Source organism: Desulfovibrio diazotrophicus, assembly GCF_902498985.2.
In the GTDB taxonomy this organism is placed as follows: domain Bacteria; phylum Desulfobacterota; class Desulfovibrionia; order Desulfovibrionales; family Desulfovibrionaceae; genus Desulfovibrio; species Desulfovibrio legallii.
On the sequence record NZ_OX346397.1, the window covers coordinates 1,978,357 to 2,003,961 of the forward strand.

Here is a 25,605-nt window from a genome sequence, read left to right on the forward strand (position 1 = left end):
AAAATATGGGGGCTGTGGGGCCTGCGGTTGTTGCGCCCGGCATAAGGGGCGCGGTCGCGCAAGCGGCGCGCCCCAGCCGCGCCGAACATGATGGGGCTGCCCTGAAAAGCGGGGGGTTATGGGGGGTGTGGGGGGCCTAAGGGGGGGCGCAGCCCCGCCCTTGGCCCCCTGCCCTCGCCGGAGGCGGCCCAAACGCCAGACAAAAACCAAACCGCCGTGCCCGCAGGGCAACCAACCTCCGGCAGGATCCCTCCCCGCCTTCCGGCGGAACTCCCAGCCGCACAGCGGCCCCCTCGCCGGAGGCGGCCCTTCTCCTGTTGACAGACGCCCCGCACTGGGCGAAGGAAGAGAGACGCGCACTGCGCAAAGAATAAAAAAGAAAGCGCACTGCGCGAAGGAAAACCATATGCAAAAAATGCTTGCGTGCTGCAGTTTGGCCGCCGTGTTCTGCCTGGGACTGCCTTTGGCGGCTCGTGCCGACAATGATCAGATCGACCCCAAAACCTATATCTGCGCCGAGCTGGTGGTCCAGCCCACTACGGACGGCGGACAACCGCCCGTTTTCGAGGCCTTGCAGATCGACGGCTACGCCAGCGCCCTGGCCAATCACACCGTAGCCGATCCGGAAAGCCTGGCCCCCATGCTGGGGCAAGTCTATGCGGCCTGCCAGGCCAAACCCACGGAAAAGGTTCTGGCAGTCTGGCAAGAGGCGCGCAAATCGCAGCCCGCTGCCACGGACGGCGCCTGGCGCGCGGACAAGACCACCTGCGGCGACTATGCCGCCGACACAGACAACGGCAGCGGCTTTGTTATCTGGCTGGACGGCTACCACCGCGCCAAAACAGGTAAGGATGCGTCAGTGCTTTCCAGCGACCAAAAGCTCAAGGACTATCTGGACGCCTGCACCAAAAAGCCTACGGCCCTCATGCTGGACGTTATGAACGAGCAGACGCGCTAGCGCAGAATCCTGTTGCAGGGCATGCCTTCCCGACGGAATGCTGCGGCGAAAGCTGTGCCTTCTGAGTATGTTGCGGCGCATTGTCGTTCTTTGTGCGACAATGCGCTTAACCTTTGCAACCTTTTTGAGTATACTTTTAGAGCGGTCATTGACGGATGCGTTTCACTGACTTCCGTTTTTTCCGTTTTTCTGCGCAGTTGCCAGAATAAAAAGTAAAAAGAGGCCGGCTTGCACATTTGCCGTTTTTTGGTAGATACTTTATTCACATGAGGTCGGTTCCTCTCCACACCCCCGCGGCAGTCAGAAGGTACATCTATGGCCACCCCTCCCAAGAGCAAACACATTCCACGAGCCACCATCCAACGCCTCGCCACCTACGTTCAGGTTCTTGAAAATTTCGCCCGCGATAATGTGGAAGTCATTTCTTCCAATCCCCTGGCCGAAGCCTGCGGCGTCAACGGATCTCAGGTGCGCAAGGATCTTGCCTACTTTGGCGAATTCGGCATCCGCGGCGTAGGCTACCACGTCAAATCCCTCATAGCGGCCATCACGTCCTCCCTCGGTGTGGACCGTGAATGGCGCATGGCCCTCATCGGCGTGGGCAACCTGGGCAAAGCCATTCTGAATCACGGAGAGTTTCGCGCCCGCGGGTTCAACATTGTGGGCATTTTTGACTGCGATCCCTTCAAGATCGGCGAAATAGTCCACGGTCTGGAGGTGCACTGCACCCGCGACCTCAAAGACATGGTTGACGACCTCAATATTGAGATCGGCATTATCACCACCCCGCCGGAACGCGCCCAGCGCGCGGCCCAGCACCTCATGGACGCGGGCATTTCCTCCATCCTCAACTTTGCCCCGGCGCGCATCAAGGTGCCGGAGCGGGTCAATGTGGAGTATGTGGACTTTTTCCACCACCTCTACTCCCTGGCCTTCAACCACCCGCACACCCGCTGAGCTTGACATCCCGCGGAGCATGTCGGCCAGTGCAGTGGGTCATCCAAGCCTATGACGCCCTGGCCTTTCTGAGCCGCCTGACGCCACCGCGCCGGGCGGCCGGAGCGGCGGCGTTGACCGCCTGCGTGCCATTTTTTCCTTTGGCCGGGCTGCTGCTGGGCCTGGTCTTTACCCTGCCCCCCTGGTTATTGCTCACAAGCCTTGCACCTGCTGCGGACGCCACGACCCTGCCGCTGCTGACGGCGGCCTGGTGTTGGCTGGCTGCGGAAATCTGGGCCACACGCGGCCTGCACTGGGACGGCCTGGCGGATTTGGGCGACGCCACGGGCAGCGGCGCGCACGGCCAACGCTTTTGGGACGTGCTGCGCGACAGCCGCCTGGGAGCCTTTGGGGCCCTGCACTTGCTGCTGGCCTACAGCGGCATGTGGGTGCTGTTGGCCTGGCAGCTGGGCCAAGGGCACTGGGCGGCCTTAGTGCTGGCCCCGGCCTGGGGCCGGGCCGCTGCCCTCTGGCTGGCCGCAATGACGCCTGCGCGAGAGGTACAGTCTTTGGGGGGGCTGGCCAGGGCCGGGGTGACCCTGCGCCTGGCCTGGAGTTTTGCCTGCGCGGGCCTGGCCCTGCTCTGCGGGCTGGCCGCGACCTTTGCCCTGCCGTTTTGGCGCGTGCCTTGCGCGGTTTTGGGGCAAGCCCTGCTTCTGGCCCGCCTGTCGGCCGTAGCTCGCCGGGAAGGCGGCCTTTCCGGCGATTTTCTGGGGGCGGCCATCCTGTGGAGCCAGTTGTGGTTTCTGCTGCTTACGGTGTAGGCTGAATCACCAAGGAGGATGCTATGGATTTTCATGCACTGGTTTCGGAAGCGCGCACCTGCCGCCGCTTTGCGGAGGACAAGCCCCTGAGCATGGCGGACCTGGAATGGCTTGCGGATTGCGCGCGCCTGGCGCCTTCGGCCCGCAACGCGCAGGACCTGCGTTTTATTCTGGTGGGGCCCGGCGAAACGTGCACGCGGCTTTTTGCACTCACGCGCTGGGCCGGCGCGCTCAAGGACTGGGGCGGCCCGCAGCCCGGCGAGCGGCCCACGGGCTTTATCGCCTTACTGCTGCCCGCCAAGGGCAACGACCTGCACCTGGTGGACGCGGGCATTGCGGCCCAGACCATGCAGCTGGCCGCCGCCAGCCGGGGCTGGGGTTGCTGCATCATGCAGGCCTTTGATCACCAGGCCGCCCCGCAATTGCTGGCTGTTCCCGCGGAATACGCCATGACTCTGGTGCTGGCCTTTGGTGCAGCCAACGAAAAGCGAGTGCTGGCGCCCATGCCTACCACGGGCAACGCCCCCTACTGGCGGGACGCCCAGGGCGTGCACTATGTGCCCAAGCGGGAGCTCAAAGATCTGGTCCTGGCGCGCTATTAGAGTATTTAACACTTGAAATGCTCGCTTACGGCAGGCAAAAGCCTGCCTTCTCGCATTTCGTGGCAAGGATTTTCAAGAAAATCCTTGCAGAGCAATTAACTCATTTCATTCGTAAACGGCTCTAGCGCGTGCTGCCGTTACAAATCATAGCCCAGAGCCGCAAGACTTGCCTGCGCCAAGAGCCCCCGCCGGCAGGCCCCGGCGCAGAAAGGGCCGGACATGTGCCGCGGCGCACGGAAGACGTCGCCCTGTCTCCGCGCGCCGCTTGAGGCACAACGTCCGGCCCTGTCCGGCGGCCCCGCTTTCTGGGGAGGTACCGCAAACGCGGAGCTCAGGCCAGACACTGGAGCATATGGCCGTTGTATCTGTCTTTGAGAATGCCCTTTCTCAGAGAGAAATATTTCTATAAACAACTATTAGCATATATAGAATATTATGCTAGCGTCAAGCAGAACACACACTCTTTTACCGTAACAAGCCCTGCAGGACTTGTGCTGCCTGCTTTGCGCATTTTGGCCGCAGCTGCCGATGCAGGCCGGGTTCCCCTGCTCCGCCCCTTTGCCCGCCGCGCCTGCCCGTTTCGACGGTTACGCCTGCCCCTTGTCCCCATTCGCCGACGGCACGGCCGCCAGATAACGACGGTGGTCAATGCCGTACTTCTTCATCTTGTAGTAGATGATGCGGTAGGTGATGCCCAGATCTCTGGCGGCCTGGTGGATATTGCCGCGGGCATTTTTGAGGGCGTCCACAATAAATTCCTGCTCCATGCGGGCGATGGTTTCCGTAAAGCCCGGAGCATTGGCGATCCGCCCTGTGCTGCTGCTTTCGGCGCTCTGCAGGGTGCTGGGCAAATGGTGGGCGCGCAGCACGGCGTCATCGCAGATGAGTACGGCGCGTTCCACCACGTTTTTCAGTTCGCGCACGTTGCCGGGCCAGTGATACTGCAGCAAAAGGTCAATGGCCGGTGTGGAAATACGCCGCACGGGCCGGCTGTATTCCTTGCTGAACATCTGCAGAAAGTGTTCGGTCAGGGGCAGGATGTCTTCCGGTCGCTCGCGCAGCGGCGGAATAAATACGGGAAAAACGTTGATACGATAGTAGAGGTCTTCGCGAAACTGCCCCTGCTCCACCAGATCTTCCAGCGGCCGGTTGGTGGCGCAGACCAGGCGCACGTCCACCTTGTAGCGACGCTCATCGCCCAAGGGCTGGATTTCGCCTTCCTGCAGGGCGCGCAGCACCTTGGCCTGCGCCGTGAGGGAAAGATCGCCTATTTCGTCCAGAAACAGCGTGCCTTTGTCCGCCTGGCGGAACAGGCCTGCGCGGTTCTGCACTGCCCCGGTAAAGGCCCCCTTACGCCAGCCGAACAGCTCCCCTTCGATGAGCTCCGAGGGCAGAGCCGCGCAGTTAAGCATGACCAGAGGCTGCGCCCGACGGGGGCTGGCCGAGTGCAGAGCCTGGGCCATAAGCTCCTTGCCCACGCCGGATTCGCCCCGCAGCAATACTGTAGCCCGGCTGGCGCCGGCCTGGGTGAGGCGGCGCAGTACGTGCCGCAGGCTTTTGGAATTGGCAATGACCGAAGAAGGCGTGCCGCTGACCAGAGGTTCATCCGGCAACATGCAGAAGTGCTGCCGGGCCATTTCTTCCTGCAGCCGGGCCACCTGTCGACCCACCAGGGTAGCCACAGTTTCCAGAAAGCGACAGCGTAGGTCCAGTTCGGCCTGTGGGGCCGTGGGCGTATCCGCGCTGAGGGTGCCGATCACTTCATGCTGGTCGGCGTTGTCCACGCGCACGGGCACGCTGATAAAGGCCAGGCGGGCCATTTCTTCCGCGCTGCGGCCGAAGAGGCGATTCTGAAAGTCCGCCCGCCCCTGCATGCAGGGCACCACAATGGGCTTGCCCTCGGCAAAGACCTGCCCGGTAATGCCCGACCCCGGCGCATAGGCGGCTTCGGGCGCGTCGGCCTGTCCGTAGGAAAGCGAAAGGCGCAGCTCGCCGCTTTCCGGATCCTGCACCACAATATGCGGTCGATCAAAGTGCATATCCTCGGCCAGGGCCGTGAGCAGCTCCTGCAGAGAGTCGCGAAAAGGGTGGCCGGGGGCCAGGGCGGCCAGCACCCGGTTCAGGGTATCCAGGCACTGGCCCGTGCCCATAAAGGTATTGGCAAATGGCTCGCGTTGGTTCATGAAGTTGTGTGTTCGCCGGGCCCCGCCTTGGCGGCCAGGCCCCGGCCCGGTTTGATGATGCCGCTCACGGCGGCCACCATCCCCGCCACATCGCCGATGTCGGCGGGGATGATCAGGCTGTTGCCCTCGCGGGCCAGCCGTCCGAACTGGTCAATATAGGCCTCTGCCAGACGCAGCTGGGCTGCGGCCACGGGGTCGTCGCCCAGTTGTCCGGCCACAATGCGCAGTCCCTCCGCCGTAGCCGTGGCCACGGTGCGGATTTGGGCGGCCTCGCCTTCGGCCTGGTTAATCAACGACTGCTTTTCGCCTTCGGACTGGGCAATGGCTGCGGCCTTGGCCCCCTCGGCCAGATTGATGCGCGCCTGCATCTCGCCTTCGGACTGGGCGATGGCCGCGCGCTTTTCCCTTTCGGCGCGCATCTGCTTTTCCATAGCTTCCATAACCGTCACGGGCGGGGTGATGTCGCGTATTTCATAGCGCAGCACCTTCACGCCCCAGGGCGCGGTGGCGGCGTCCAGGGCCTCCACCACTTCCTGATTGATGCGGGTGCGCTCCTCAAAAGTCTTGTCCAGCTCCAGCTTGCCGATGACCGAACGCAGCGAGGTCTGGGCCAGTTGAATGGCCCCCCACTCGTAGTCAGAAATGCCGTAGGCGGATTTCTCCGGCGTAATGATCTGCAGATAGAGCACCCCGTCGATATCCACGCTTACGTTATCTCTGGTAATGCAGGTCTGCTTGGGCACGTCCAGCACCTGCTCCTTGAGGCTGCGGCGGTAGGCGATGACGTCCACAAAGGGCACCAGCAGGTGAAAACCGGCAAAGAGCACCTTGTGAAACTTGCCCAGCCGTTCCACCACGAAGGCCGACTGGTTGGGCGCCACCACCGCGCTTTTGATCAGAGCAATGACCACCAGTACGGCCAGCAGCACCAGCCAGCCGTATTCCGTCACAAATGTTTCCATAGGCACCTCGAACGGTCAGGGGGGAGGACCGCCGCAATCTTGGGGGGGAGGGAGGCGCAACGCGCCCCAACAACGTGCAAAGCCAGACGCCGGGTACGGCGCAAATGGGCATCAAGAACGCTGCAGCACGCCGGAACAGACTCCATGATAACTTTGGGAAAGGGCCTTCCCAAAGGCAAAAGTTTTATGCCCCAGGGCCCTGCCGTGTGCCCGCATCCGCGCTGCCTGTGCCCCTGTTGTCAGGGGCCGGGGCCACGCAAAGCACCAGGCCGTTGCCGGGCTGGGCCCCCAGCACCACCACGGGCGCGCCTTTTTCCAGGGGCGTCGTGCTTACCGCCCGCCAGAAGCTGCCGCCGGCGCTCACTTCGCCCTCAAATCCCGACTGCAGGGCCTTGCTGACCAGGCCGCGCGTGCCGGTGAGGGGATGGGGCGCGGGCCCTTCATCGTCGTGGGGGGCATCGCCGTCTTTGGCCCGCCCGCCGAACACCCGCCGCAGGCGCTTGCGAAGCACCGCCAGGCTGAGCAGGGCGACCGCCATAAAAACCACCAGCTGCCCGGAAAAATCCAGGCCCGCCAGAGCCGCCAGCGCCGCCGCCCAGGCCCCCAGCCCAAAAAAGAGCAGGACCAGAGCGGGGGTCAGAAGCTCGGCCAGCAGCAGGGCCGTACCGAGAAAAAACCAGAGCAGTGGTGGCGCGGACATAAGGGCCTTTATCCTCTCGGGCTACACGCCGGGCGCGCCCTGAAAACCACATCGGGCCGGGGCTTCTGCGGGGCCGCCCCAAAGTCGCGCGTCTACTGCACGCGCTCCGCGCCCGGCTGTTGCGGCTCCCGGTCAAAGTCGATAATCCGCCCCTGTAGCCAAACATAGGCGTCCACTTCGTGGCCAACTTCCGGCTCGTAGTCGCCGCAGGCCATCTTTGAAGCGTACACGGCCAGACGCAGGGCCGGACGGTTTTCAAACGGAAAGCTCATGTAGAGCAGTTTGACCGGCATCTTTTCCAGATGGCAGTCCTGCATTTCTTCCACGGTGCCGCGCATCTGGTATTCACAAAAATTTCTGCCCGGCATGATCATGTGCTTGCCGCCGATATTGATCTTCAGGGGCGGCACGTCCAGTCGTTCTTTGTCGGGATTGGCCGCCAGCCAGGCTGCCGCGTGGGCCTCGAACTGCGGGCCCTTGGTGATGGTGAGCTCGTCCAGCAGGGCCCGGCGCAAGCCGTAGGCCAACCCCGCCAGCAAAAAGGTATGCGTCACGCCGGGCGTAAGGTCGATCTGGTCCCGACCATAGAGCGGATCGTAGAACCACATGGGATTCTTCCCTTCCAGCATGCTCACGGCCACGTTGGCGTCCACGCCCGTCTTCCAGGGGTGGGTGTCCTCCACCAGAAGGTCGTTGGGCAGGCCGTCAAGGAGGGGCGCGGCAGAAACAGGACGCAGCTTATCGCCCTCTTCGCCGGCCACCAGCACGGATGCGCGCACGGGCTGGTCCTGCGGCCAGGCCAGCAGCACATGGTCACGGCCGTCCCGCTTCCACTGCCAGGCCGGGCGCGTGCCGCCCTCGTGCATGACCGTGGCCGCTATCTGCCCCATGATGGCTTCCGGATTCTGCCCCGTAAGCACGGCCCAGGCGTCGCCCAAAGTTTCCGTATGCGCGCGGTTGGCCGCCATAAGCCGGGCCTGCACCTCTTCCGCTGTGGGGCCCTGGTCCGCCAGGGGCTCACCCTGCGCGTCCACCCGCACCCACTCTTCGGCTTCGGGGGCTTCGGGGTTTTTTTCTGCTTTTTTGACCATATGCGTCATCCTTATCAGCGCTGGATGAAAGGGATTCTGTGGGGCAAAGACCAGCTGTGGACAAGCCTCCGTCTTCCCCCATGCGCCCCCTTGCAAAACTTTTTCCTCAGGAAATGGGCCGGGCGGACGCTGGCCGGGGGCGGGGCTGCCTGCGGACGCGGACAGCCTGGGCGCGCTCTGCGCCCCAAGCGATAACAGAGCGGGGGCGGGGGGACGACGCCCCCCTGGCCGCCGAAGGCCGTGCCCCCGGCTCCATCAAACGCTAACGGTCGCCGCGCGGGGGCGACGGTCGCGCCCGCCGCGGTCGCCGCGGTCGTGCCGGTCGCGGGGGCCGCGGTCGGAACGGGGCGGACGGGCCGTTTCTTCCGGATTCCAGGGGTGGCCCTGTTCCTCCAGCAGCACGGCCTTGCGGCTGGCGCGGATACGGTCGCCGTTGATTTCAATGACTTTGACCAGCATGTCTTCGCCCAGATGGGCCACATCGCCGGGCTGTTCCACCCGCTTCACGTCCAACTGAGACACATGGACCAGGGCTTCCACATTGGGCAGCACTTCCACGATGACGCCGATCTCCATGATCTTGCGCACCTTGGCCATGTAGTTTTTGCCCAGATCGGGGCGCTGGTCGTAGTAGGAAACCATCTCGCGGGCTTTTTCCAGGGCTTCGGCTGTGGGCGCAAAGATCGACACCCGGCCCGAATCCTCAATATCCACGGAAGCGCCCGTGGCCGCGGTGATGGCCTTGATGTTCTTGCCGCCGGGGCCGATGATCAACCGGATGATGTCGGGATTGACAAAAACCTCGGCGTGCTGCGGGGCAAAGCGCGAAAGCTCCTTGCGGGGCTCGGCGATGGCGCGGGCCATTTCGCCCAGAATGTGCTGTCGGGCCTCGTGGGCCTGACGCATGGCGGCGCGCATGATTTCAGTGGTCAGGCCCGTGACCTTGATGTCCATCTGCACGCCGGTGACGCCGTCGGCCGTGCCGGCGATCTTGAAGTCCATATCGCCCAGAGCGTCTTCGTCACCCAGAATGTCGGTGAGCACAATGTACTTTTCCCCTTCCTTGATCAGGCCCATGGCCACGCCGGCCACCGGGGCGCTCACAGGCACGCCCGCGTCCATAAGGGAAAGGGAGCCGCCGCATACCGCCGCCATGGAGGAGGAACCGTTGGATTCCATGGTCTCCGCCACCACGCGCAGGGTGAAGGGGAAGTCCTCTGGGGCGGGCAGCACGGGCCGCAGGGATTTTTCCGCCAGGGCGCCGTGGCCGATTTCACGCCGCGAAACGCGCACGGGCTTCACTTCGCCCACGCAGTAGGGCGGGAAGTTGTAGTGCAGCATAAAGCGCTTGGTCACGTCGCCGGTGAGGGAATCCATGCGCTGTTCGTCCGTGGTGGAGCCCAGAGTGGTCACCACCAGGGATTTGGTTTCGCCCCGGCGGAACAGGGCCGAGCCGTGCGCCCTGGGCAGCAGGCCGGTCTGGATCTGGATGGGCCGCACACTTTTGGTGTCGCGGCCGTCAATGCGCGTACCTTCGTTAACGATGCGGGCGCGCACCAGTTTCTTTTCCAGGTCCGTGAGAATATCGCCCACGTTCTTCAGCGCGGCGTCGTTGTCAGCCCAGGCCGGATCGTTGCGCAGATTTTCCGCCACTTTTTCCTTGACGGCCTTGCGGGCCTCTTTGCGGGGCAGCTTGTCGGGCACGCGCAGGGCGTCTTCCAGGCCGGCGGCCAGGGCCAGCTCCCGCACACGGGCCACCAGCACGGGGTCTTCGTCGTGGGGGGTGAAGGCCATTTTCTCTTTGCCGGCCAGTTCCCGCAGCTTGAGCTGTGCGGCCACCAGGGGCTGGATCTGCTGCCGACCCCATTCCAGCGCGTCGATAATCACGTCTTCGGCCACAAAGCGGGCGTCGCCCTCCACCATGGTCAGGGCATCGCCCGATGCGGCAAAAATCAGGTTGATGTCGCTCTGGGCCTGCTGCTCAAAGGAAGGATTGAGCACAAACTGGCCGTTGACGCGACCCACGCGCCCGCCGGCCACCGGCCCGGCAAAGGGCAGCCGCGAAAGCATCAGCGCGGCCGAAGCGCCGGTCAGAGCCAGCACGTCCGATTCGTTTTCCTGGTCCGCCGAAATGACGTTGGCCAGCACCTGCACGTCCTCATTGAGCCCCTTGGGGAACAGGGGCCGGATGGGCCGGTCGATAAGCCGCGAAACCAGCGTCTCGCGCTCTGAGGGCCGCCCGATTTCCCGGCGGAAAAAGCTGCCGGGGATGCGCCCGGCGGCGTACATTTTTTCGGAATACTCCACCGTGAGGGGGAAGAAGCCCTTGTCAAATTCCAGGGGCTGGGAGCACACGGTGACCAGCACCACGGTGCCGCCGCACTGCACCCACACCGCGCCGTGAGCCTGATTGGCCAGACGGCCCGTTTCAAGAATGATTTCCTTGCCGCCTACCTGGGCCGTAACCCGCGTGGGAGTAAAAATATCTTGTTGCATACTGTTCCTTTGCACTGGCGAAGGGGATTCCGGCAAAAGCGGGCAGAGCCGCGCCCTGCCTGATTTTCCCGGACCCCCCTTCCTTGGCGATGTTGGCCCCTTACGGGGCATTGTACCATTGCGGGGGCGCTCCGGCCTGGCCGGAGCGCCCCCGCGCGCCGCGTTACTTGCGCAGACCGAGTTTTTCGATCAGCGCGCGATACCGCTGCACGTCTTTCTTCTTCAAGTAGTTCAGAATGTTGCGACGGCGGCCCACCAGCTTGAGCAGGCCCGTACGGGAATGGAAGTCCTTTTTGTGTTCTTTGAAGTGCCCGGTAAGCCCCTCAATACGTGCGGTAAGCAGGGCCACCTGCACTTCAGGGGAGCCCGTATCGCCTTCATGTTTGGCATGGGCTTCAATCACCGTTTTTTTCGCTTCAGCATCCATAGCCACAGCAGTTCTCCTTGATTCTCGGGGTTAGTTCCAAAGTCCCCGCAAAACGGTCCAGCAGGGCCCGGCGGGCGTTGCCGCCCTTTGCGCCAGGGCCAGAGCCCGCCCCTGCTCCAAAAGCAGGGCGCGCTCGCCCGTGGCCTCCGTGCGGCAGGGCACGGCCACGCCGTTGCGCACCCGCGCGGCTTCGTCCGGCATAAGCTCCACCTGCGGCCAGCACGGCAATGCCGCGCTCAAGGGCTGCACGCAGCCCGGCAACAGGGTGGGATCGGCCGTGAAGTCCGCGGGGTCGCGGGCCAGGTCCAAACCGAAGGGGTGACTGTACTCCCGGGTCAGTTCCGTGAGCACGGCTCCGCACCCCAAGCGCGTCCCCAGGCTGTGGGCCAGGGAGCGTATATAGGTGCCGGAACTGCATGCGACCCGAAAGCGCACAAACGGCAAGCTCACTTCGAGCGTGTCCGCCTGTGAAATTTCTATGCGTTTGACCTTGCTCGGCGCGACAAGCCCCTTGCGCGCCAGCCGGTACAGGGGCTGCCCCTCATGTTTGGCGGCCGAATAGGACGGCACAGGCTGCTCCGCAAGGGCGCGCCAAGCGGCGATCTCTTCCCGCACCCGCGCGGCGCTCACCCCTTCCCATGGCGCTTCGGCCGTAAGCGTGCCCGTGGCGTCCCAGGTGTCCGTGGTCTGCCCCAAGCGCAACGTGCCCGTATAAACTTTGCCCCCCCCTTCCAGCAAATACCCGGAAAGTTTGGTGGCCTGGCCCAACAGCACCAGCAGCACACCCGACGCCATGGGGTCCAGCGTGCCGGCGTGCCCGATCTTCCGCTGCCCCAGGCGCTTGATGGCCGTAAGGCACTGGGCCGAACTGGGCCCAGTCGGCTTGCGCAGCACCAGCACGCCGTGCAGCTGCGGCAATGGCGCAGGCCCGCGGCCCGTGGCCCGGACTGCGCCGGGGGCGGTTTGCCCCAAAGAACCCTCGCGGGGGGCAGCCGAAGCCGCCGTTACTTCCATCATACGCAACAACACACCATACCCGCAGCGCCGGGGCAAGTCAAAAGTCAGATCCACAGGATTTTTGGCCGGATTCAGGATTTTTCGCAACATCAGGCCCTTCTTCCGCCCCTGCCGATCGCTCCCGTTCTTCCAGCCGAATCGCCTCCAGCAAGGCCGCCTGGGCCGCCGGCAACGAAAGGTGCACCGTGCCGCCCGCCGCATTGCGGTGCCCGCCGCCGCCCAACCGGACCGCCACGGCCCGCACGTCCACCGGCCCGAACGAACGCAGGCTGAACTTGCAGCGCTCCGGCGCGTCCTCCCGCAGCAGCACCGCTACCCGCGTGCCGCGCAGCCGCCGCAAATGCTCCACAAAGCCTTCCAGATCTTCCTTAAAGGCCTGATGACGCCGAAAATCTTCCAGATACACCGGACAAAAAGCCACGCTGCCGCCCTCCAGCAGCTGCGCCCGGCCCATGAGCTCGCCCCAGAGGTGCAGATGCCCCAGCGTCCAGGTATTGTCCATGCGCTCGCGCATGTCCGCCAAATCGCAGCCCTCGGCCACCAAATGCGCGGTCAGCGCCAGCACCGCCGCACTGGTGTTGCCGTGCGCAAAGCCGCCCGTGTCCGTAACCAGCCCCAGCAGCACGCCCTGGGCCAGCCCCCCCGTCAAAGGCAGACCGGCCGCCAGGGCCACATACCCCACCAGCTGCGCCGTGGCCGCCGCATCGGGATCCACCCAGTTGTCCACACTGCCCATGCCCTTGCCGCCCAGATGATGGTCAATATTTACGCTCTCCAGCCGCGGCAGCAGGGCCGCCAACTCCGGCCCCAGGCGCTCCGGCTCGCCGCAGTCCAGCAGCAAAGCCGCGCGCGGCGCAAAAGGCGGGCGCTCCAGACTGGTATACAACGGTGCGGGAAGAGTGAAAAAATCCAGATACCGCGGCAGACCAGGCCGGGCGTAAAGCATAAACCGCCGCCCCAGCGCCCGCAAAATATGCCCCGCCGCAGCCAGCGAACCCACGGCATCTCCATCCGGATTCACATGCGCGGCCACCACCACATCGTCCAGCCGGGCCAATGCCGCAGCCATACGCGCGGCGTGCTCCCGGCAGCCACCGGGCACAAGCTCAATCTGCTGCATAGATCTCCACCTGACTGTCCACCATCTCTTCCGGGCAGACAGCCTCCATCATCAACGCGCATTTGTCCATACGGCTGCGTAAATGCCGCTCGCTGTTGGATACGGAAACTACCGCCAGCCGCAAACTGGTCAAACTCTCCTCCGTACCCGCCTCGGCGATGGCTACATTGAAACGGTTGCGGGTCTTCTGCTTCAGACTGTTGGCCACCCGCCGCTTGGCCTTGAGGTTGTCGTTGCCGTGCAGGCTGAACTCCACGGTAAGCACCGCCATGAACATCCGTACACCCTCCCGGTCCGCCGGGCACAACGCCAGGTTGGTATGGTGGGTTGGTGGGGAAGAGGTTTTCTGGTGGGGGGAGGGGAACTTTTGTGAACAAAAGTTCCCCTCCCCCCACACCCCCCACCCTTCAAAAAACTTTCTTCACTCAGGAAACATGCCGGGCATACCCTGAATGAAAGGAGCGCACTGGAGGATAACAGCCCCTGAGCCGCCGGGGAGGCAGCCCTCTGCGTTTATAACTCTGGGGATGGCGACAGCATGGCCGCGCGACACATTCCCAAACTACCACTCTTTACAGCGTTGCGGCTTCTTCAACAGTTTCAAAGACTTCGATGCGCCAGCCTTTACGACAAAGGAAGTTAGGGAAGGCGACAGCATGGCCGTGCGACACATCCCCAAACTACCGTTTTTTACAGCGTTGCGGCTTCTTCAACAGTTTCAAAGGCTTCGATGATGTCGCCGATCTTGACATCGTTGAAGTTCTCCAGGCCCACGCCGCATTCGTTGCCTTTAACCACTTCCTTGGCGTCGTCCTTAAAGCGCTTCAGCGAGGCTATCTTGCCGGTGTAGACCACCACGCCGTCGCGCAGCAGGCGCACGCCGGCGTTGCGGGCTATCTTGCCGTCCGCCACATAGGAACCGGCAATGGCGCCCACCTTGGGCACGTTGAAGGTATCCCGCACCTCAGCCTGGCCCAGATAAACTTCACGCTGCACCGGGGCCAGCATGCCGGCCATGGCGCTCTTGATGTCGTCCACCAGCTTGTAGATGATGTCATAGAAGCGGATATCCACATTCTCGTGTTCGGCAACATCCTTGATCTTGGCCGTAGGCCGCACATTGAAGCCGATGATAATGGCCTTGGAAGCCGACGCCAGCAGGATATCCGATTCGGATATGGCGCCCGTGCCGCCGTGCACCACGCTGATGCGCACCTTGTCCGTGCTCAGCTTGTTGAGGGCCTCGGTAATGGCCTCCAGACTGCCCTGCACATCGGCCTTGACCACCAGATTAAGAGTAAGGGCTTCCTGGTCGGAAGCGCGCTGCGAGAGGAAGGTTTCCAACGTAACGCGGGATTCCGAAGCCAGCTCGCGTTCGCGCTGCTTGACCATGCGCGCGTCGGCAATGCGGCGGGCCACTTTTTCGTCGGCCACCACAAAGAATTCTTCGCCCGCTTCGGGCACGCCCTCAAAGCCCTGCACTTCCACCGGCAGGGAGGGCCCGGCCTCCTTGACCTTCTTGCCCTGGTCGTTGCTCAGGGCGCGCACGCGGCCTGAGAACGAACCGCAGACAAAGTTGTCGCCCTGATGCACGGTGCCTTCCTGCACCAGCACCGTGGCCACAGGCCCCCGGCCCTTATCCAGCTTAGCTTCCACAATGTGGCCGCGCGCGGGCTTGTCCGGGTTGGCTTTGAGCTCCAGAATCTCGGCCTGCAGGGCCACCATTTCCAGCAAAGCGTCCAGCCCTTCACGGGTCTTGGCCGAAACCTTGGCCACAATGGTGTCGCCGCCCCAGTCTTCGGGCTGCAGACCCAGTTCGGCCAGCTCACGCAACACGCGGTCAGGATTGGCGCCGGGTTTGTCAATTTTGTTCACAGCCACCATAATGGGCACATTGGCCGCACGGGCGTGGTTGATGGCCTCGCGGGTCTGTTCCATGACGCCGTCGTCGGCGGCCACCACCAGAATGACCAGGTCCGTCACCTGCGCACCGCGGGCGCGCATGGCCGTAAAGGCCTCGTGGCCGGGCGTGTCCAGAAAGACAATCTCGCCGCGCTTGGTCTTGACGTGGTACGCGCCGATGTGCTGGGTGATGCCGCCCGCTTCGCCGCCGGTGACATTGGTTTTACGGATGGCGTCCAGCAGGGAGGTCTTGCCGTGGTCCACGTGGCCCATAATGGTGACCACAGGCGGGCGAGGCCTGAGGCTCTCCGGCGTGTCCACCTCTTTGGGCAGCAGGTAGTCGTCCTCGGAGAAGCCCACCTTCTCCACCTCATAGCCGAATTCAGAAGCCACCAGAGTGGCCGTGTCTATATCCAGCGACTGGTTAATGGTGGCCATGACGCCCAGACCAAAAAGCACCTTGATGATCTCATTGACCTTGAGGCCCATCTGGTGGGCCATGTCCGCCACGCGGATGGCCTCGGTAATACGGATCTTGCGCTTGGCCGCCTTGAGGGGCTGCGTGGCCTGAGCCACAGGCGCGCCACGCCCCAGCTTGCGGCGGCCTTTGCCGCGGTTCAGCCGACCGCTGTCGTCATCATCGCGGCGGCCAAAATTGCCCTGCTGAAAGTCCACAGTACGCCGCCCCTTAAGGCGCTTCTTCTTGCTCTGCCCTTCCCGACCCTCGGACGCAGGCGCGCCAGGCTGCTGGCCAAACCCGCCGGGACGGGGAGCGCCAGGACGGGGAGCGCCGGGACGGGGAGCGCCAGGGCGCGCAGGGCGGGGAGCCCCGTCGCGGCCGACGCCGGCACGCGCGCCCGCCGCCGGTCTGGCGCCGGCAGGACGTTGCGTGGCGGGATCCGGACGAGAGATGATCCGCACCTGCGGCGCGGCAGACGCTTCCGCCCGAGAACGGTGCGGCGCAGCCTCGCCCCCATCCTTACCCTCCACCCGCTCAGAGCGGCCTTCGGGCGCGCGCGGCGGCAGGGTGGGCGCCGAAGACCCCTCAGGCACGGCAGAGGCGTCGGGCCGGGCCAGACGCGCCGCGCGGGCGGCCTTTTCCGCACTTTCTTCCGCAGCCTTGGGGGCGGCCGCTTCCGGAGCAACAGCCTTGGGAGACGCCTCTTCCTCAGCGAGGATTGCGGATTTTGCGGCAGGGGCGGCAGGGGCGGCGGGGGCAGCCGCCGGAGAGACTTCGGGTTCCACGGCCGCAGGTTCAGCCACAGGGACGGCGGGGGCCGGCGGCGTATCGCCGGGGCGGTGCAGCACGCGCGCGCCGGTGGTTGCCCTGGCAGGCTTGACCACACGGGCAACAGAGGCCGTAGCGCCGGCCTCCGCAACAGGGGCGGCAGCTTTGGCTGCAACGTCCGATGCGGACGCAGCGGGGGCTGCTGCTTCGGGCGCAGGCGCGGCGGCTTCCGACGCCCCAGCCTTGAGGGCCGCCTCCGTTTCGGACGCTTCAGTTTCAGGCGCTTCAGGGGAAGACGCCACAGCCGCAGCGGGCGCTTCCGCAGGCGCATCGACCGATTCCTTACGGCGACGGCGCACAATAACATTGGGGTGGGAATCCACACGCCCGGCTTCGGCCTGTTTCTGCTCGGCCACATGTGCGCGCACGCGGGCCGCCTCCTCCGGGCTTACAGAGCCGGAAGAAGTCCGCGCCGGAATGCCCAGATCACGCAGAATGCGCAACATGTCCTTGGGACTTGTGGACAGTTCCTCGCCGAGAAGTTTAATCTTTATTTTCGCATCAGCCATGGTTACCCCCCTTACGCCGTGTGCCGGGCCTGAATTTGGCGAATCTGGCCGTACAGACAGGATCGGAACACACATACCAGCCCCTGCCCGGTCTGGTTTTTGCAGCGTCAATACTCAAAATTCCTTCCGCCGTGAGCACATGGCGGGTCAATTGCGCCTTGGCGAACCGGCGGCGGCAGATAACACACATCCGCACCGGCCCTTCCGACCCGGCCGCAAGGCCGGCGTCGTGCTCAGGCTTCCCCGTCATGCTCAGGCATCTCCGTCCCGCGTGTCGGGCGTCGCGGCGGGCGCATCCTCCACACCTTCCCCGGCTTCAGAAACGCCGTCTTCAGCGGCCGGGGCCGCATCCGCAGCATCCGTTTCAGCGGCGGGGCCGCCCAGATGCACGGCCGAAGATTCGGGCGTGGTTTCCACCACAGGAGCCAGAAAATTGATGGCCGAACGCAGGTCGGCAATGCGCGAAGCGCTGATAATCAACTTATCGGCCAGGTCTTCATCCGAGGCTTCACGCAGCTTGTCCAGCGAGCTGTAGCCCGCAGCCAGCAGGGCCTCAATGGAAACTTCAGCCACACTGGCCACCTGCTCCAGACCGTGGCCGATGGCGTTGGCCTCGTTGTAGCGGGTTTCGGTAAAGATATCGACCTTCCAGCCCAGCAGGCGCGCGGCCAGCTTAACGTTCTGCCCCTTACGCCCAATGGCGTTGGTAAGCTGATCGTCAGGCACGATGACTTCCAGCAAATTTTCCTCTTCGTCCACCACGATGCGCGAAACCAGGGCCGGGGCCAGGGCATTGCGGGCATAGGTGGCGATATCGGCGCTCCAGACCACGATGTCGATGCGCTCACCGTGCAACTCCTGCACGATATTCTGGATGCGCGAACCGCGCACGCCCACGCACGCGCCCACGGGGTCCACGTCCCGCTCACGCGAGAGCACGGCCACCTTGGCGCGCGAACCGGGGTCGCGGGCCACGCCCATAATCTGCACCACGCCATCGTCCACTTCAGGCACCTCGCGCCGGAACAAGGCCGCCATGTAATCGCGGTGCGAACGCGAAACCACCACCTGCGGCCCGCGTCCTTCCTGACGCACTTCGACAATCAAGGCCTGTACGCGGTCGCCGCGCTTGTAGTGCTCACGCGGGATCTGCTCCTCACGCGGCAAAATGGCCTCGGTACGGCCCAGGTTGATGACCCAGCCGCCCTTGTCGCGCCGCTGAATGATGCCCGAAACAATCTCACCCACGCGGTCTTTGTATTCTTCGTAAATAATGCCCTGCTCGGCGTCGCGCATGCGCTGAATGATGACCTGCTTGGCCGACTGCGCGGCAATGCGGCCCAGATCCTCCACCCGCACGCGAAAGCCCACCTCGTCGTCCAGCTGCACGGAGGGGTCGTGGGTACGGGCCTCGACCAGCTCAATCTGCGTGTCAGGGTTGGCCACGTCGCCGTCCGGCACAACGATTTTGAACTGATAGACCTCAATATCGCCGGTGTCGTCGTTGTAGCTCACCTCCACGTCCGTATCTTCACTGAAGCGACGTAACACCGAAGTGCGCACGGCGTCCTCCAGCGTTTCGATGAGCATATTGCGGTCCAGGCCCTTGTCTTTGCTGATCTGGTCAATGGCCTTTTTGAGTTCAAGATTCATCTGTGCCTCCGGCTGCCGCCAAGGGCGGCGTAACTTCTCTGCTTCCGGCGCATCCGGCCCGCGTCGGCGGGGCGGGACCGGGACTATCCGGGAATGCGGCCCGCCGTGGTTGCGGCCGCCTCTTCCGGGGTTGCGCCGGGCGCGCGTCCGGCTTCCGCATTGCCGCGGCCGCCCTCGTCGCCCTTTTCCTTTTCAGATTTTTTGCTGGGCTTCTTCCCGATGCCCTTGCCGCGCCCTTGCCCCGGCCCTTTGCCAGGCTTGACAGGCTTACGGAACACATACATGCGGCTGACCCTGCGGGCGGCCTCCCAGGGAATGCGCGCCGCGGGCAGATCCTCGGGCAGCACATCTCCTTCGGGGCTCACCTGGGCCGGTGCAAGCACAAAGCCCGTGTCTTCTACTGCCCGCAAAATGCCGCGCCAGACGCGCCGGGCAGGCAGCTCCGACGGGGCCGCGTCCGCAGACTGCGGGGCCAACGGCCGCTCCAGGCGGGCTTCCACCACATCCCCCACATAGGGGGACATCTGCTCCAGGCAAAAAAAGACGCGGGTCAGGCCGGGGGTGGAAACCTCCAGCACATAGGGGTCGGCAAAACAGTCTTCCACGTCCAGGGCCAGACCCAGCTGACGGGAAATTTTTTCGCACTGGTCCACCGTGGCGGAAAGCGCGGACAGCGGCGGGGGCACGGCATCCGTGGCTGGACTTGCGGCTGGACTTGCGGCTGGATTTGCGGCTGGATTTTCGACGGAAAGACCGCATCGGCCATCCGCAGGATGGCCCGCAACGCCGCATGCGGCAACGGGCACGTCCACATACACCCGGACCAGAACGCGCCCGGCGCGCACCACTTCAACGCCCCAAAGCACCAGGCCCAGGGCGTGCGCCAGGGGTTCAACCAAGCGGATTATGGCGTTTTTGCAGGCTTCTTCGGTCATGCGTTCCTTTGGCAGCGCAAGCGCAAGGACAAAAAAAAGGGGGCCCCTTCAGGCCACCCCGCTGGAACAAGTTCCGTCTCAGGATGCACGGCCGACGTGAACGCCAGCCGCCTTGAATGGGTGTCAATACCCTTTGGCAATTTTCCTGTCAAGTCTTTTTGCTTTTGCGCCTTTGGCGACAGGCCCCGGCCTCTACAGCCCGGATCCACGAGGAACCCGCCCAAATGTCAAATTTTCCCTCTCGCGCCCTTAACATGGGCGCAAACCGGCCGTTAAGAAGTAAAAAATTCGTAACAATTTTCTTTTTTAGGGGGAGAAGCGCTATGGTTTCGTCACCCAAGATGTTGCTGCCCGGGGGCGCAGGCCTGCTGCTGGGCGCGGCTTTGGCCGCCCTGGCCGGTGCGCTGGGGGCCGGGCCCGCGTTGGCCGGCCTTGCAGCCGCAGCCGCGGCCGTGATTTGCACGCTGGTTGGTCTGCGCCTGCTGGCGGGTACGGCCCTGCGCGAGAACCTGCGCGTCGTGGCGGCCGCCGCCCAGGGCGCGGCCCTGGACGGTTCCGCCGCCATACCTCCACCGCTTCTCATGGCCCTGCAGGACCTGGGTCACGAGCTGAGCCAGACCAGGGGGCGTCTGCACGGCATTCTGGCAGGCATCCCCATGCCGTATCTGCTGGTGGATACAGAAGAGCGGACCCTGAGCACCAATCAGGACTGCCTGAACATGCTGGAAATCAATGACAGCGTGGAGGATTGCCTGGGCAAGACTCTGGCCGAACTTTTTTACAATGACCCCACGCGGGAAACCGCCGTGGGCAAAAGCATCAAAAACGGCCAGTATTTCCGCAATCTGGAGGTCACCATTGGCGGGCACAAGGGCTCGCGCGTCAACGTGCTGGCCAACGTCTTTCCCATCTACAGCCAGGAGGGCGTCTGCATGGGCGGCATGTGCCTCTATGTGGATATGACCGCCCTCAAAAACGCCCAGCAGCAAATTTCGGACAAAAACCAACGCATGGCCGAGGTGGCCGCAGCCCTGCAGGAAACGATGGATACTCTCAGCGTCATTGCCGAAAGCCTTTCGCAGGGTATCCGCCAGTCGGACGAAAACGCCGCAGAAGCCGCCCGCCGTCTGGCCGAGGCCGCCACAGCCATGGACCGCATGAACGCCGCCGTACAGGAAGTGGCCCACAACGCCGATGTGGCCGCTGAAGCCTCCTCCCACACCCGCGACAAAGCTCAGGGCGGCGCGGACGTGGTGCGCAACGCCCTGGAAAGCATTGAGGCCGTGCACGAGCTTTCCCTGACCCTGCGGGATGACATGACCCAGCTGGACAGCCATGCCAGAGCCATTTCTGCAATCATGAACGTCATTTCGGACATTGCGGACCAGACCAATCTGCTGGCCCTCAACGCCGCCATTGAAGCGGCCCGCGCCGGCGAAGCCGGACGCGGCTTTGCCGTGGTGGCCGACGAGGTGCGCAAACTGGCAGAAAAAACCATGGCTTCCACCAACGATGTGGCCAAAGCCATTGCCGCTATTCAGGACAGCACGGCCAAAAGCATGGTTTCCACAGAAAATGCCGTAGGCCAGGTGGAGCGTGCAACAGACTTTGCCGGGCAATCTGGATCAGCCCTTCAGGATATTGTTGGGACGGTGGAAAACACCGTAGAACAGGTCAAGGCCATTGCCGCGGCCAGCGATCAGCAGTCCGCTACCAGCGAGGGCATCAACCGCACCATCGACCAGGTCAGCACCGTGGTTGCGGATACGGCCCACTCCATGACCAGCGCCCGCCATGAAACCAACAAACTGCTGGAAATCACCCGCTCTCTGGAACAGTTGACGGCGCAATTGCAGGAATGAGACCACACCTTGGGCGACCTACCCCTATCACACCCCGTGTCGTGCAGGGGGAAAAGGAAACTTTTTGAAGGATAGGAAAAGGGGGGGAAGGGAACTATTGGTCAGCTGCAGCCGTTGCGACAAAGAACGTTACGGATGAAGGCAGCGATGATCAAAAGTTCCCTTCTCGCCACAAAATCGCTTTGCTACGACCGCTTCAGTTCCATGGCCTTCTGCAGCATCTGGTCGGCAGTGGTGACCACCTTGCTGTTGGACTGAAAGCCGCGCTGGGTAATGATCATATTGACCATTTCCGTAGCCATGTCTACGTTGGAGGTTTCAGTGGCGTAGGCTTCTATGCTGCCGTAGTTTTCCGTGCCTGCCACGCCCATGTCCATTTGTCCGGCTTCGGGAGTAGCGGAAAAAAGGTTGTTGCCTTCGCGGTGCAGGCCATCTTCACTGGTGAAGCGGCAGACGGGTATCTGCCAAAGATTCATATCTTTGCCGTTGGAGTAGGAGCCGGTGATGGTGCCGTCGCTGCCAATGGAGATGCCGTTGAGCGTGCCTGCGCCATAGCCGTTCTGACTGGCTATGCGGCTGGTGGGTGAGGTATCCGTATAATTGGTGGTAGCATCGGCAGTTACCGTGGCCTTGGCCATGCCGCCCAGAGCCGTGGGGTCGACGCCTACGGCAGCGGCGCTGTCCGGCGCATTGGTCCAGCCGCCCCCGGCGCTGATGCCCAGATTGACGGTAACGGTCTGCCCGTCCACGCTCATCTGCGGCAGGCCGGAGGAGGAGAGCGCCGCGGGCGTCCAGTCGGCCAGGTTGGTGCTGTCGGCCACGCTGGGCGTAAAGGCCGTCATGTCCGTGAGCTGGCCGCTGCTGCTGAAGGTGAGCGTGCCGGACATGAGCAGACCGGAACCCGCCGTGGCGCTGGTGCCGTCTGTGGTCACGTCATCGCTGGCAATAAGGTATTGCACCACAGAATTGGGGCTGTCGGCCGGGGCCGCGTCATAGTAGATGGTGGCCGTCTGGGTGGAGCCGTCCGCGCCGTAGAGGGTCACGCCCGTGCTGTAACCATAGGCGGTATTGGATATGGGCGGGGAGTTGTTGGCGTTGTACTGACCAATCAGGCTGAAGTAGGGGTCGGTGGCGCTGGTGCTGTTCTGGCTGGTCAGCCCCAGGTTGCAGCGCAGGTCCACGCTGGTGGTGGCCTTGGCCGCCATGGTGCCGAATTTGTCCAGAGTCACCTGCTGCAGCGCGCCTTTGCTGCCGTCCGCATTATACATGTAACCGTTGACGGCCAGGCCCGTGGGCGTGCGCAAAACAGCATCGTTATAGGTGCGGAAGTCTCCGGCGCGGGTATAGTAGAGGTTTGTGCCGTCCGTAACCTGAAAAAAGCCTTTGCCGTTGATGGCCAGATCCGTCACGGTATTGCTGGTTTCAAAAGAACCCTGGTTGAAGAGGGTGCGCACCGTGTCGACCTGCAGGCCCTTGCCGGTCTGCCCCACAGCCACATAGGAATCGGTCTGCGCGCCCCACCAGTCGCCTATGCCCCCCTGCCCCGTGGAGATAAGGTCCGAGAACAGGATGCTCTGCTGCTTGTAGCCAATGGTGCTGATATTGGCCAGATTGTTGGTGATGACATTCATGCCCTCACTCAGGCCCTTCATGCCCGTGGCGCCGATGTAGAGTGCGGAGTTCACGGTTGCCTCCCAAAAAAAGGACGGCGGAGGAAAAAACTTCCTCCCCGTCCCTGTTTTAGCAGGAAACGTGCCAGGGCGACCGCTATTCTTGCAGGGGCAGGCCCTGGGCCTGCCAGCCGACAATGCCGTCCTTCATATGCAGAATGTGCCGCACCCCGACCGTGCGCAGGGTTTCCTGCGCCGCCTCGGAGCGGTTGCCCGTGCGACAATAGAGCAGCACAGGCGCGTTCTTGGGCAACGTCTGGATCTGCGCCTCAAAGGGACCACCGAAATAATCCATATTTACGGCGCCGGGCAGATGTCCGGCCCGGAACTCCGCCGGGGTGCGCACGTCCAGCACCACCAGGCCTTCGGGCGGCTGGCGCAGCAGGGCCGCGGCCGCGGACACGCTTATGTCTTCGGCCAGAGCGGAGGCGGCCGCCAACAGCAGGGGCAGGGCCAGGGCGACGGCCAGGGCAAGGCCCGTCCAAGGGCGGGACAGGCGACGGGTGTGGCTTGCATTCATAGCCATAACCTTAAAAGCCAGGGTTAGCCGATCCTGGCCCGCGCGCGGGCAAAGCCTTCGGCCGCGTTGCGGATGACGCCCTCGTCCACGCAGAAGGCCAGACGGAAGTAGCCGGGGCAGCCAAAACCCGAACCGGGCACGGCCAGGACTCGTTCTTCCACCAGGGCGTTGACAAAGGCCACGTCGTCGCCGCCCGGCGCTTTGGGGAAGAAGTAAAAGGCTCCGGCGGGCATAAGGAAGTCATAACCGGCTTCGGTAAGCACCTGGGCCATGGCCTTTCTGCGGGCGGCGTACACGGCCAGGTCCACCTGACTGTCCAGGGCCGCGGCCATGAGGTGCTGGCCCACCACCGGCGGGTTGACGAAGCCCAGAATGCGGTTGGTCAGGGTAAGCCCGGCCATGAGTTCTTCCGCTTCGGGCAGACGGGGCGACACGGCGGCATAGCCCACGCGCTCGCCCGGCAGGGAAAGACACTTGGAAAAAGAGCTGACCACCACCGCATAGGGATAGAGGGGCAGCACCGAAGGCACCTCAACCCCGTCGTAGGCCAGGAAACGGTAGGGCTCGTCAGCCACCAGCCAGATGGGGCGGCCGTATTCCTGGCTCTTGTTTTCCAGCAGCTCGGCCAAGGCCGTGAGGTCTTCGCGGCTGTAGATCACCCCCGTGGGATTATTGGGCGAATTGATGAGCACCACGCGGGTTTTGGGGCCGATGGCCGCCTCCAGGGCGGCAAGGTCGGGCCGGAAATCGTCCTTATGGCTCATGACGGCCCGCAGGCTGCCGCCGTGATTGGCCACATAGAAGCCGTACTCCACAAAATACGGCGCAAAGGCCAGCATTTCTTCGCCAGGATCAATCACGGCACGCAAAAAAGCGTTGAGCACACCAGCCGCGCCGCAGCCCAGGATGACCTGATCAGCCTTGAGCGGCACGCCCTGTTCCTTGCTCAGGTGCGCGGCGAGCTTTTCCCGCGCCCAGGCAAAGCCGCCGTTGGGCATATAGCCGAAAGCGAAGGGCTCGCCCGCGTGGGCGGCAAAAGCCCGCAAACCGTGGGCCACGGCCGACGGCGCGGGCAGATCAGGATTGCCCAGGCTGAAATCGTAAACGTTGTCCGCGCCGTAGCGGGCCTTCAACTGTCCCCCGGCCTCAAACATGCGCCGGATCCAGGAGGCGTGGTCCAGGTACCCCGCCACGCTGTGGGAAAGAATGGACATGACATGACTCCCCGTGGTTGTTGTGTTCAGCATGGCTATTCGTTATGCTTCCAAACGCCGCATAAAGCAATTCCCTTTTTGACGGCCCGGCCCTGTGCGGCCAAACACAAACATCTGGTGGAGGCCCCATGCGCTTTGAACGGTTCCGCAACTGCCTGTGCGCCCTGCTGCCGGCCCTGTGCGCCGCCCTGCTGCTGCCCGCCTGCGCAGCCAAGGAAGACGGCGGCGACGCCCCCAATGATATGACCATCAGCGTCAGCCTGCGTGACGTGCACCGCTGCTCACGCATTTCACCCGAAATACAGCTCGCCAACGCCCCTGCCGACGCCGATTATTTTGACGTGCGCCTGGTGGAATACACCGGCGACTCTCAGGAACTGTTTCTCGGCGGCGGCAGTTGGGACAACGACGGCTCCGGCGTCATCCCCGAAGGCGGGCTTACCCGCCACTACCGCGGCCCCTGCCCGCCCACGGGCAGCCCGCGCGACTACGCTTTTGTGGTTTCGGCCATGCACCGGGGCAACATGCAGCCCTTGTCCGTGCGCATCTACCGCTTCACGCAGGAGTAACCAACAATCCCCGTGGCAGCGCGCCCGGCGCGCGGACCGTGCACCACCCTGGGTGGGTTGCCTTAAAAAAGGCCCTTTGCCACGGCAGGCACAAGACCCGCTCCGGCGCTTTGCCGTGCCGCCGACCAGCGTGCCCGGCCAGGGTCTGTCGTCAACCGGGACGCCTG

At 63.7% G+C, this 25,605-nt stretch carries 22 protein-coding genes; 6 read left to right on the forward strand and 16 right to left on the reverse strand.

What is annotated here, in order from left to right; all coding sequences use genetic code 11:
* Positions 1-406 precede the first annotated feature (406 nt).
* From J7I12_RS08590 to J7I12_RS08605, 4 genes are all read left to right on the forward strand, one after another.
* On the forward strand, positions 407-958 hold the full coding sequence (locus J7I12_RS08590) for a hypothetical protein (protein WP_118230853.1): 552 nt from the start codon (positions 407-409) through the stop codon (positions 956-958).
* 315 nt (positions 959-1,273) lie between these two features.
* Positions 1,274-1,915 carry a redox-sensing transcriptional repressor Rex gene (locus tag J7I12_RS08595; protein WP_118230852.1) on the forward strand — a complete coding sequence of 214 codons (642 nt, stop codon included), beginning with the start codon at positions 1,274-1,276 and terminating at the stop codon, positions 1,913-1,915.
* A gap of 29 nt (positions 1,916-1,944) precedes the next feature.
* On the forward strand, positions 1,945-2,718 hold the full coding sequence (locus tag J7I12_RS08600) for an adenosylcobinamide-GDP ribazoletransferase (protein WP_118230851.1): 774 nt from the start codon (positions 1,945-1,947) through the stop codon (positions 2,716-2,718).
* A gap of 23 nt (positions 2,719-2,741) precedes the next feature.
* On the forward strand, positions 2,742-3,320 hold the full coding sequence (locus tag J7I12_RS08605) for a nitroreductase family protein (protein ID WP_118230850.1): 579 nt from the start codon (positions 2,742-2,744) through the stop codon (positions 3,318-3,320).
* 587 nt (positions 3,321-3,907) lie between these two features.
* On the opposite strand, the gene J7I12_RS08610 is transcribed toward J7I12_RS08605, so the two are convergent.
* The 13 genes from J7I12_RS08610 to rimP form a co-directional block, all read right to left on the reverse strand.
* Complete coding sequence (locus tag J7I12_RS08610) at positions 3,908-5,503, reverse strand: sigma 54-interacting transcriptional regulator (protein WP_270229503.1); 1,596 nt, start codon at positions 5,501-5,503, stop codon at positions 3,908-3,910.
* Positions 5,500-6,465 carry an SPFH domain-containing protein gene (locus J7I12_RS08615; RefSeq protein WP_118230849.1) on the reverse strand — a complete coding sequence of 322 codons (966 nt, stop codon included), beginning with the start codon at positions 6,463-6,465 and terminating at the stop codon, positions 5,500-5,502. Before J7I12_RS08615 ends, J7I12_RS08610 begins: the two co-directional genes overlap by 4 nt.
* 184 nt (positions 6,466-6,649) lie before the next feature.
* Positions 6,650-7,165 carry an NfeD family protein gene (locus J7I12_RS08620; protein WP_118230848.1) on the reverse strand — a complete coding sequence of 172 codons (516 nt, stop codon included), beginning with the start codon at positions 7,163-7,165 and terminating at the stop codon, positions 6,650-6,652.
* A 92-nt stretch (positions 7,166-7,257) separates the two neighbouring features.
* Entirely contained in the window at positions 7,258-8,256 is a 999-nt protein-coding gene (locus tag J7I12_RS08625) for a hypothetical protein (protein ID WP_242621280.1), read from the reverse strand.
* Between the two features lie 255 nt (positions 8,257-8,511).
* Positions 8,512-10,752: a polyribonucleotide nucleotidyltransferase gene (gene pnp, locus J7I12_RS08630; protein WP_498793557.1), complete on the reverse strand. Its 2,241-nt coding sequence runs from the start codon at positions 10,750-10,752 to the stop codon at positions 8,512-8,514.
* 163 nt (positions 10,753-10,915) lie between these two features.
* Entirely contained in the window at positions 10,916-11,185 is a 270-nt protein-coding gene (gene rpsO / locus J7I12_RS08635; RefSeq protein WP_092153515.1) for a 30S ribosomal protein S15, read from the reverse strand.
* A gap of 24 nt (positions 11,186-11,209) precedes the next feature.
* Positions 11,210-12,097 (reverse strand): tRNA pseudouridine(55) synthase TruB, encoded by an 888-nt coding sequence (gene truB, locus J7I12_RS08640; protein WP_288908557.1) that lies wholly within the window; start codon positions 12,095-12,097, stop codon positions 11,210-11,212.
* A 136-nt stretch (positions 12,098-12,233) separates the two neighbouring features.
* Positions 12,234-13,316 carry a DHH family phosphoesterase gene (locus J7I12_RS08645; RefSeq protein WP_118230862.1) on the reverse strand — a complete coding sequence of 361 codons (1,083 nt, stop codon included), beginning with the start codon at positions 13,314-13,316 and terminating at the stop codon, positions 12,234-12,236.
* Positions 13,303-13,593: a DUF503 domain-containing protein gene (locus tag J7I12_RS08650; RefSeq protein WP_092153518.1), complete on the reverse strand. Its 291-nt coding sequence runs from the start codon at positions 13,591-13,593 to the stop codon at positions 13,303-13,305. Before J7I12_RS08650 ends, J7I12_RS08645 begins: the two co-directional genes overlap by 14 nt.
* Before the next feature lie 413 nt (positions 13,594-14,006).
* Positions 14,007-17,015, reverse strand: a complete 3,009-nt coding sequence (gene infB, locus J7I12_RS08655; RefSeq protein WP_302413174.1) for a translation initiation factor IF-2 — start codon at positions 17,013-17,015, stop codon at positions 14,007-14,009.
* On the reverse strand, positions 17,008-17,265 hold the full coding sequence (locus tag J7I12_RS08660; RefSeq protein WP_118229278.1) for a YlxR family protein: 258 nt from the start codon (positions 17,263-17,265) through the stop codon (positions 17,008-17,010). Before J7I12_RS08660 ends, infB begins: the two co-directional genes overlap by 8 nt.
* A gap of 2 nt (positions 17,266-17,267) precedes the next feature.
* Positions 17,268-18,668: a transcription termination factor NusA gene (gene nusA, locus J7I12_RS08665; protein ID WP_118229279.1), complete on the reverse strand. Its 1,401-nt coding sequence runs from the start codon at positions 18,666-18,668 to the stop codon at positions 17,268-17,270.
* 83 nt (positions 18,669-18,751) lie between these two features.
* Positions 18,752-19,603: a ribosome maturation factor RimP gene (gene rimP / locus J7I12_RS08670; RefSeq protein WP_288908152.1), complete on the reverse strand. Its 852-nt coding sequence runs from the start codon at positions 19,601-19,603 to the stop codon at positions 18,752-18,754.
* 323 nt (positions 19,604-19,926) lie between these two features.
* On the opposite strand from rimP, the gene J7I12_RS08675 reads away from it, so the two are divergent.
* Positions 19,927-21,465 carry a methyl-accepting chemotaxis protein gene (locus J7I12_RS08675; protein ID WP_288908150.1) on the forward strand — a complete coding sequence of 513 codons (1,539 nt, stop codon included), beginning with the start codon at positions 19,927-19,929 and terminating at the stop codon, positions 21,463-21,465.
* A 185-nt stretch (positions 21,466-21,650) separates the two neighbouring features.
* Here J7I12_RS08675 and J7I12_RS08680 read toward each other — a convergent pair whose 3' ends face one another.
* The 3 genes from J7I12_RS08680 to J7I12_RS08690 form a co-directional block, all read right to left on the reverse strand.
* The gene (locus tag J7I12_RS08680; protein ID WP_118229281.1) at positions 21,651-23,150 is read right to left on the reverse strand and encodes a flagellar hook protein FlgE; all 1,500 of its coding nucleotides are present in this window, start codon (positions 23,148-23,150) and stop codon (positions 21,651-21,653) included.
* 82 nt (positions 23,151-23,232) lie between these two features.
* Entirely contained in the window at positions 23,233-23,655 is a 423-nt protein-coding gene (locus J7I12_RS08685) for a rhodanese-like domain-containing protein (protein WP_118229282.1), read from the reverse strand.
* A 23-nt stretch (positions 23,656-23,678) separates the two neighbouring features.
* Positions 23,679-24,869: a pyridoxal phosphate-dependent aminotransferase gene (locus J7I12_RS08690; RefSeq protein ID WP_118229283.1), complete on the reverse strand. Its 1,191-nt coding sequence runs from the start codon at positions 24,867-24,869 to the stop codon at positions 23,679-23,681.
* Between the two features lie 128 nt (positions 24,870-24,997).
* Here J7I12_RS08690 and J7I12_RS08695 point away from each other — a divergent pair, with 128 nt between their 5' ends.
* Positions 24,998-25,438: a YbhB/YbcL family Raf kinase inhibitor-like protein gene (locus J7I12_RS08695; RefSeq protein ID WP_118229284.1), complete on the forward strand. Its 441-nt coding sequence runs from the start codon at positions 24,998-25,000 to the stop codon at positions 25,436-25,438.
* Positions 25,439-25,605 lie beyond the last annotated feature (167 nt).

Excerpts from the sequence above, each read along its gene's own strand:
- J7I12_RS08590 (WP_118230853.1), top strand. The coding sequence starts at position 407 with ATGCAAAAAATGCTTGCGTGCTGCAGTTTGGCCGCCGTGTTCTGCCTG.
- J7I12_RS08595 (WP_118230852.1), top strand. The coding sequence starts at position 1,274 with ATGGCCACCCCTCCCAAGAGCAAACACATTCCACGAGCCACCATCCAA.
- J7I12_RS08605 (WP_118230850.1), top strand. The coding sequence starts at position 2,742 with ATGGATTTTCATGCACTGGTTTCGGAAGCGCGCACCTGCCGCCGCTTT.
- J7I12_RS08610 (WP_270229503.1), bottom strand. The coding sequence starts at position 5,503 with ATGAACCAACGCGAGCCATTTGCCAATACCTTTATGGGCACGGGCCAG.
- J7I12_RS08615 (WP_118230849.1), bottom strand. The coding sequence starts at position 6,465 with ATGGAAACATTTGTGACGGAATACGGCTGGCTGGTGCTGCTGGCCGTA.
- J7I12_RS08620 (WP_118230848.1), bottom strand. The coding sequence starts at position 7,165 with ATGTCCGCGCCACCACTGCTCTGGTTTTTTCTCGGTACGGCCCTGCTG.
- J7I12_RS08625 (WP_242621280.1), bottom strand. The coding sequence starts at position 8,256 with ATGGTCAAAAAAGCAGAAAAAAACCCCGAAGCCCCCGAAGCCGAAGAG.
- pnp (WP_498793557.1), bottom strand. The coding sequence starts at position 10,752 with ATGCAACAAGATATTTTTACTCCCACGCGGGTTACGGCCCAGGTAGGC.
- J7I12_RS08645 (WP_118230862.1), bottom strand. The coding sequence starts at position 13,316 with ATGCAGCAGATTGAGCTTGTGCCCGGTGGCTGCCGGGAGCACGCCGCG.
- J7I12_RS08650 (WP_092153518.1), bottom strand. The coding sequence starts at position 13,593 with ATGTTCATGGCGGTGCTTACCGTGGAGTTCAGCCTGCACGGCAACGAC.
- infB (WP_302413174.1), bottom strand. The coding sequence starts at position 17,015 with ATGGCTGATGCGAAAATAAAGATTAAACTTCTCGGCGAGGAACTGTCC.
- J7I12_RS08660 (WP_118229278.1), bottom strand. The coding sequence starts at position 17,265 with ATGACGGGGAAGCCTGAGCACGACGCCGGCCTTGCGGCCGGGTCGGAA.
- nusA (WP_118229279.1), bottom strand. The coding sequence starts at position 18,668 with ATGAATCTTGAACTCAAAAAGGCCATTGACCAGATCAGCAAAGACAAG.
- rimP (WP_288908152.1), bottom strand. The coding sequence starts at position 19,603 with ATGACCGAAGAAGCCTGCAAAAACGCCATAATCCGCTTGGTTGAACCC.
- J7I12_RS08675 (WP_288908150.1), top strand. The coding sequence starts at position 19,927 with ATGGTTTCGTCACCCAAGATGTTGCTGCCCGGGGGCGCAGGCCTGCTG.
- J7I12_RS08685 (WP_118229282.1), bottom strand. The coding sequence starts at position 23,655 with ATGAATGCAAGCCACACCCGTCGCCTGTCCCGCCCTTGGACGGGCCTT.
- J7I12_RS08690 (WP_118229283.1), bottom strand. The coding sequence starts at position 24,869 with ATGTCCATTCTTTCCCACAGCGTGGCGGGGTACCTGGACCACGCCTCC.
- J7I12_RS08695 (WP_118229284.1), top strand. The coding sequence starts at position 24,998 with ATGCGCTTTGAACGGTTCCGCAACTGCCTGTGCGCCCTGCTGCCGGCC.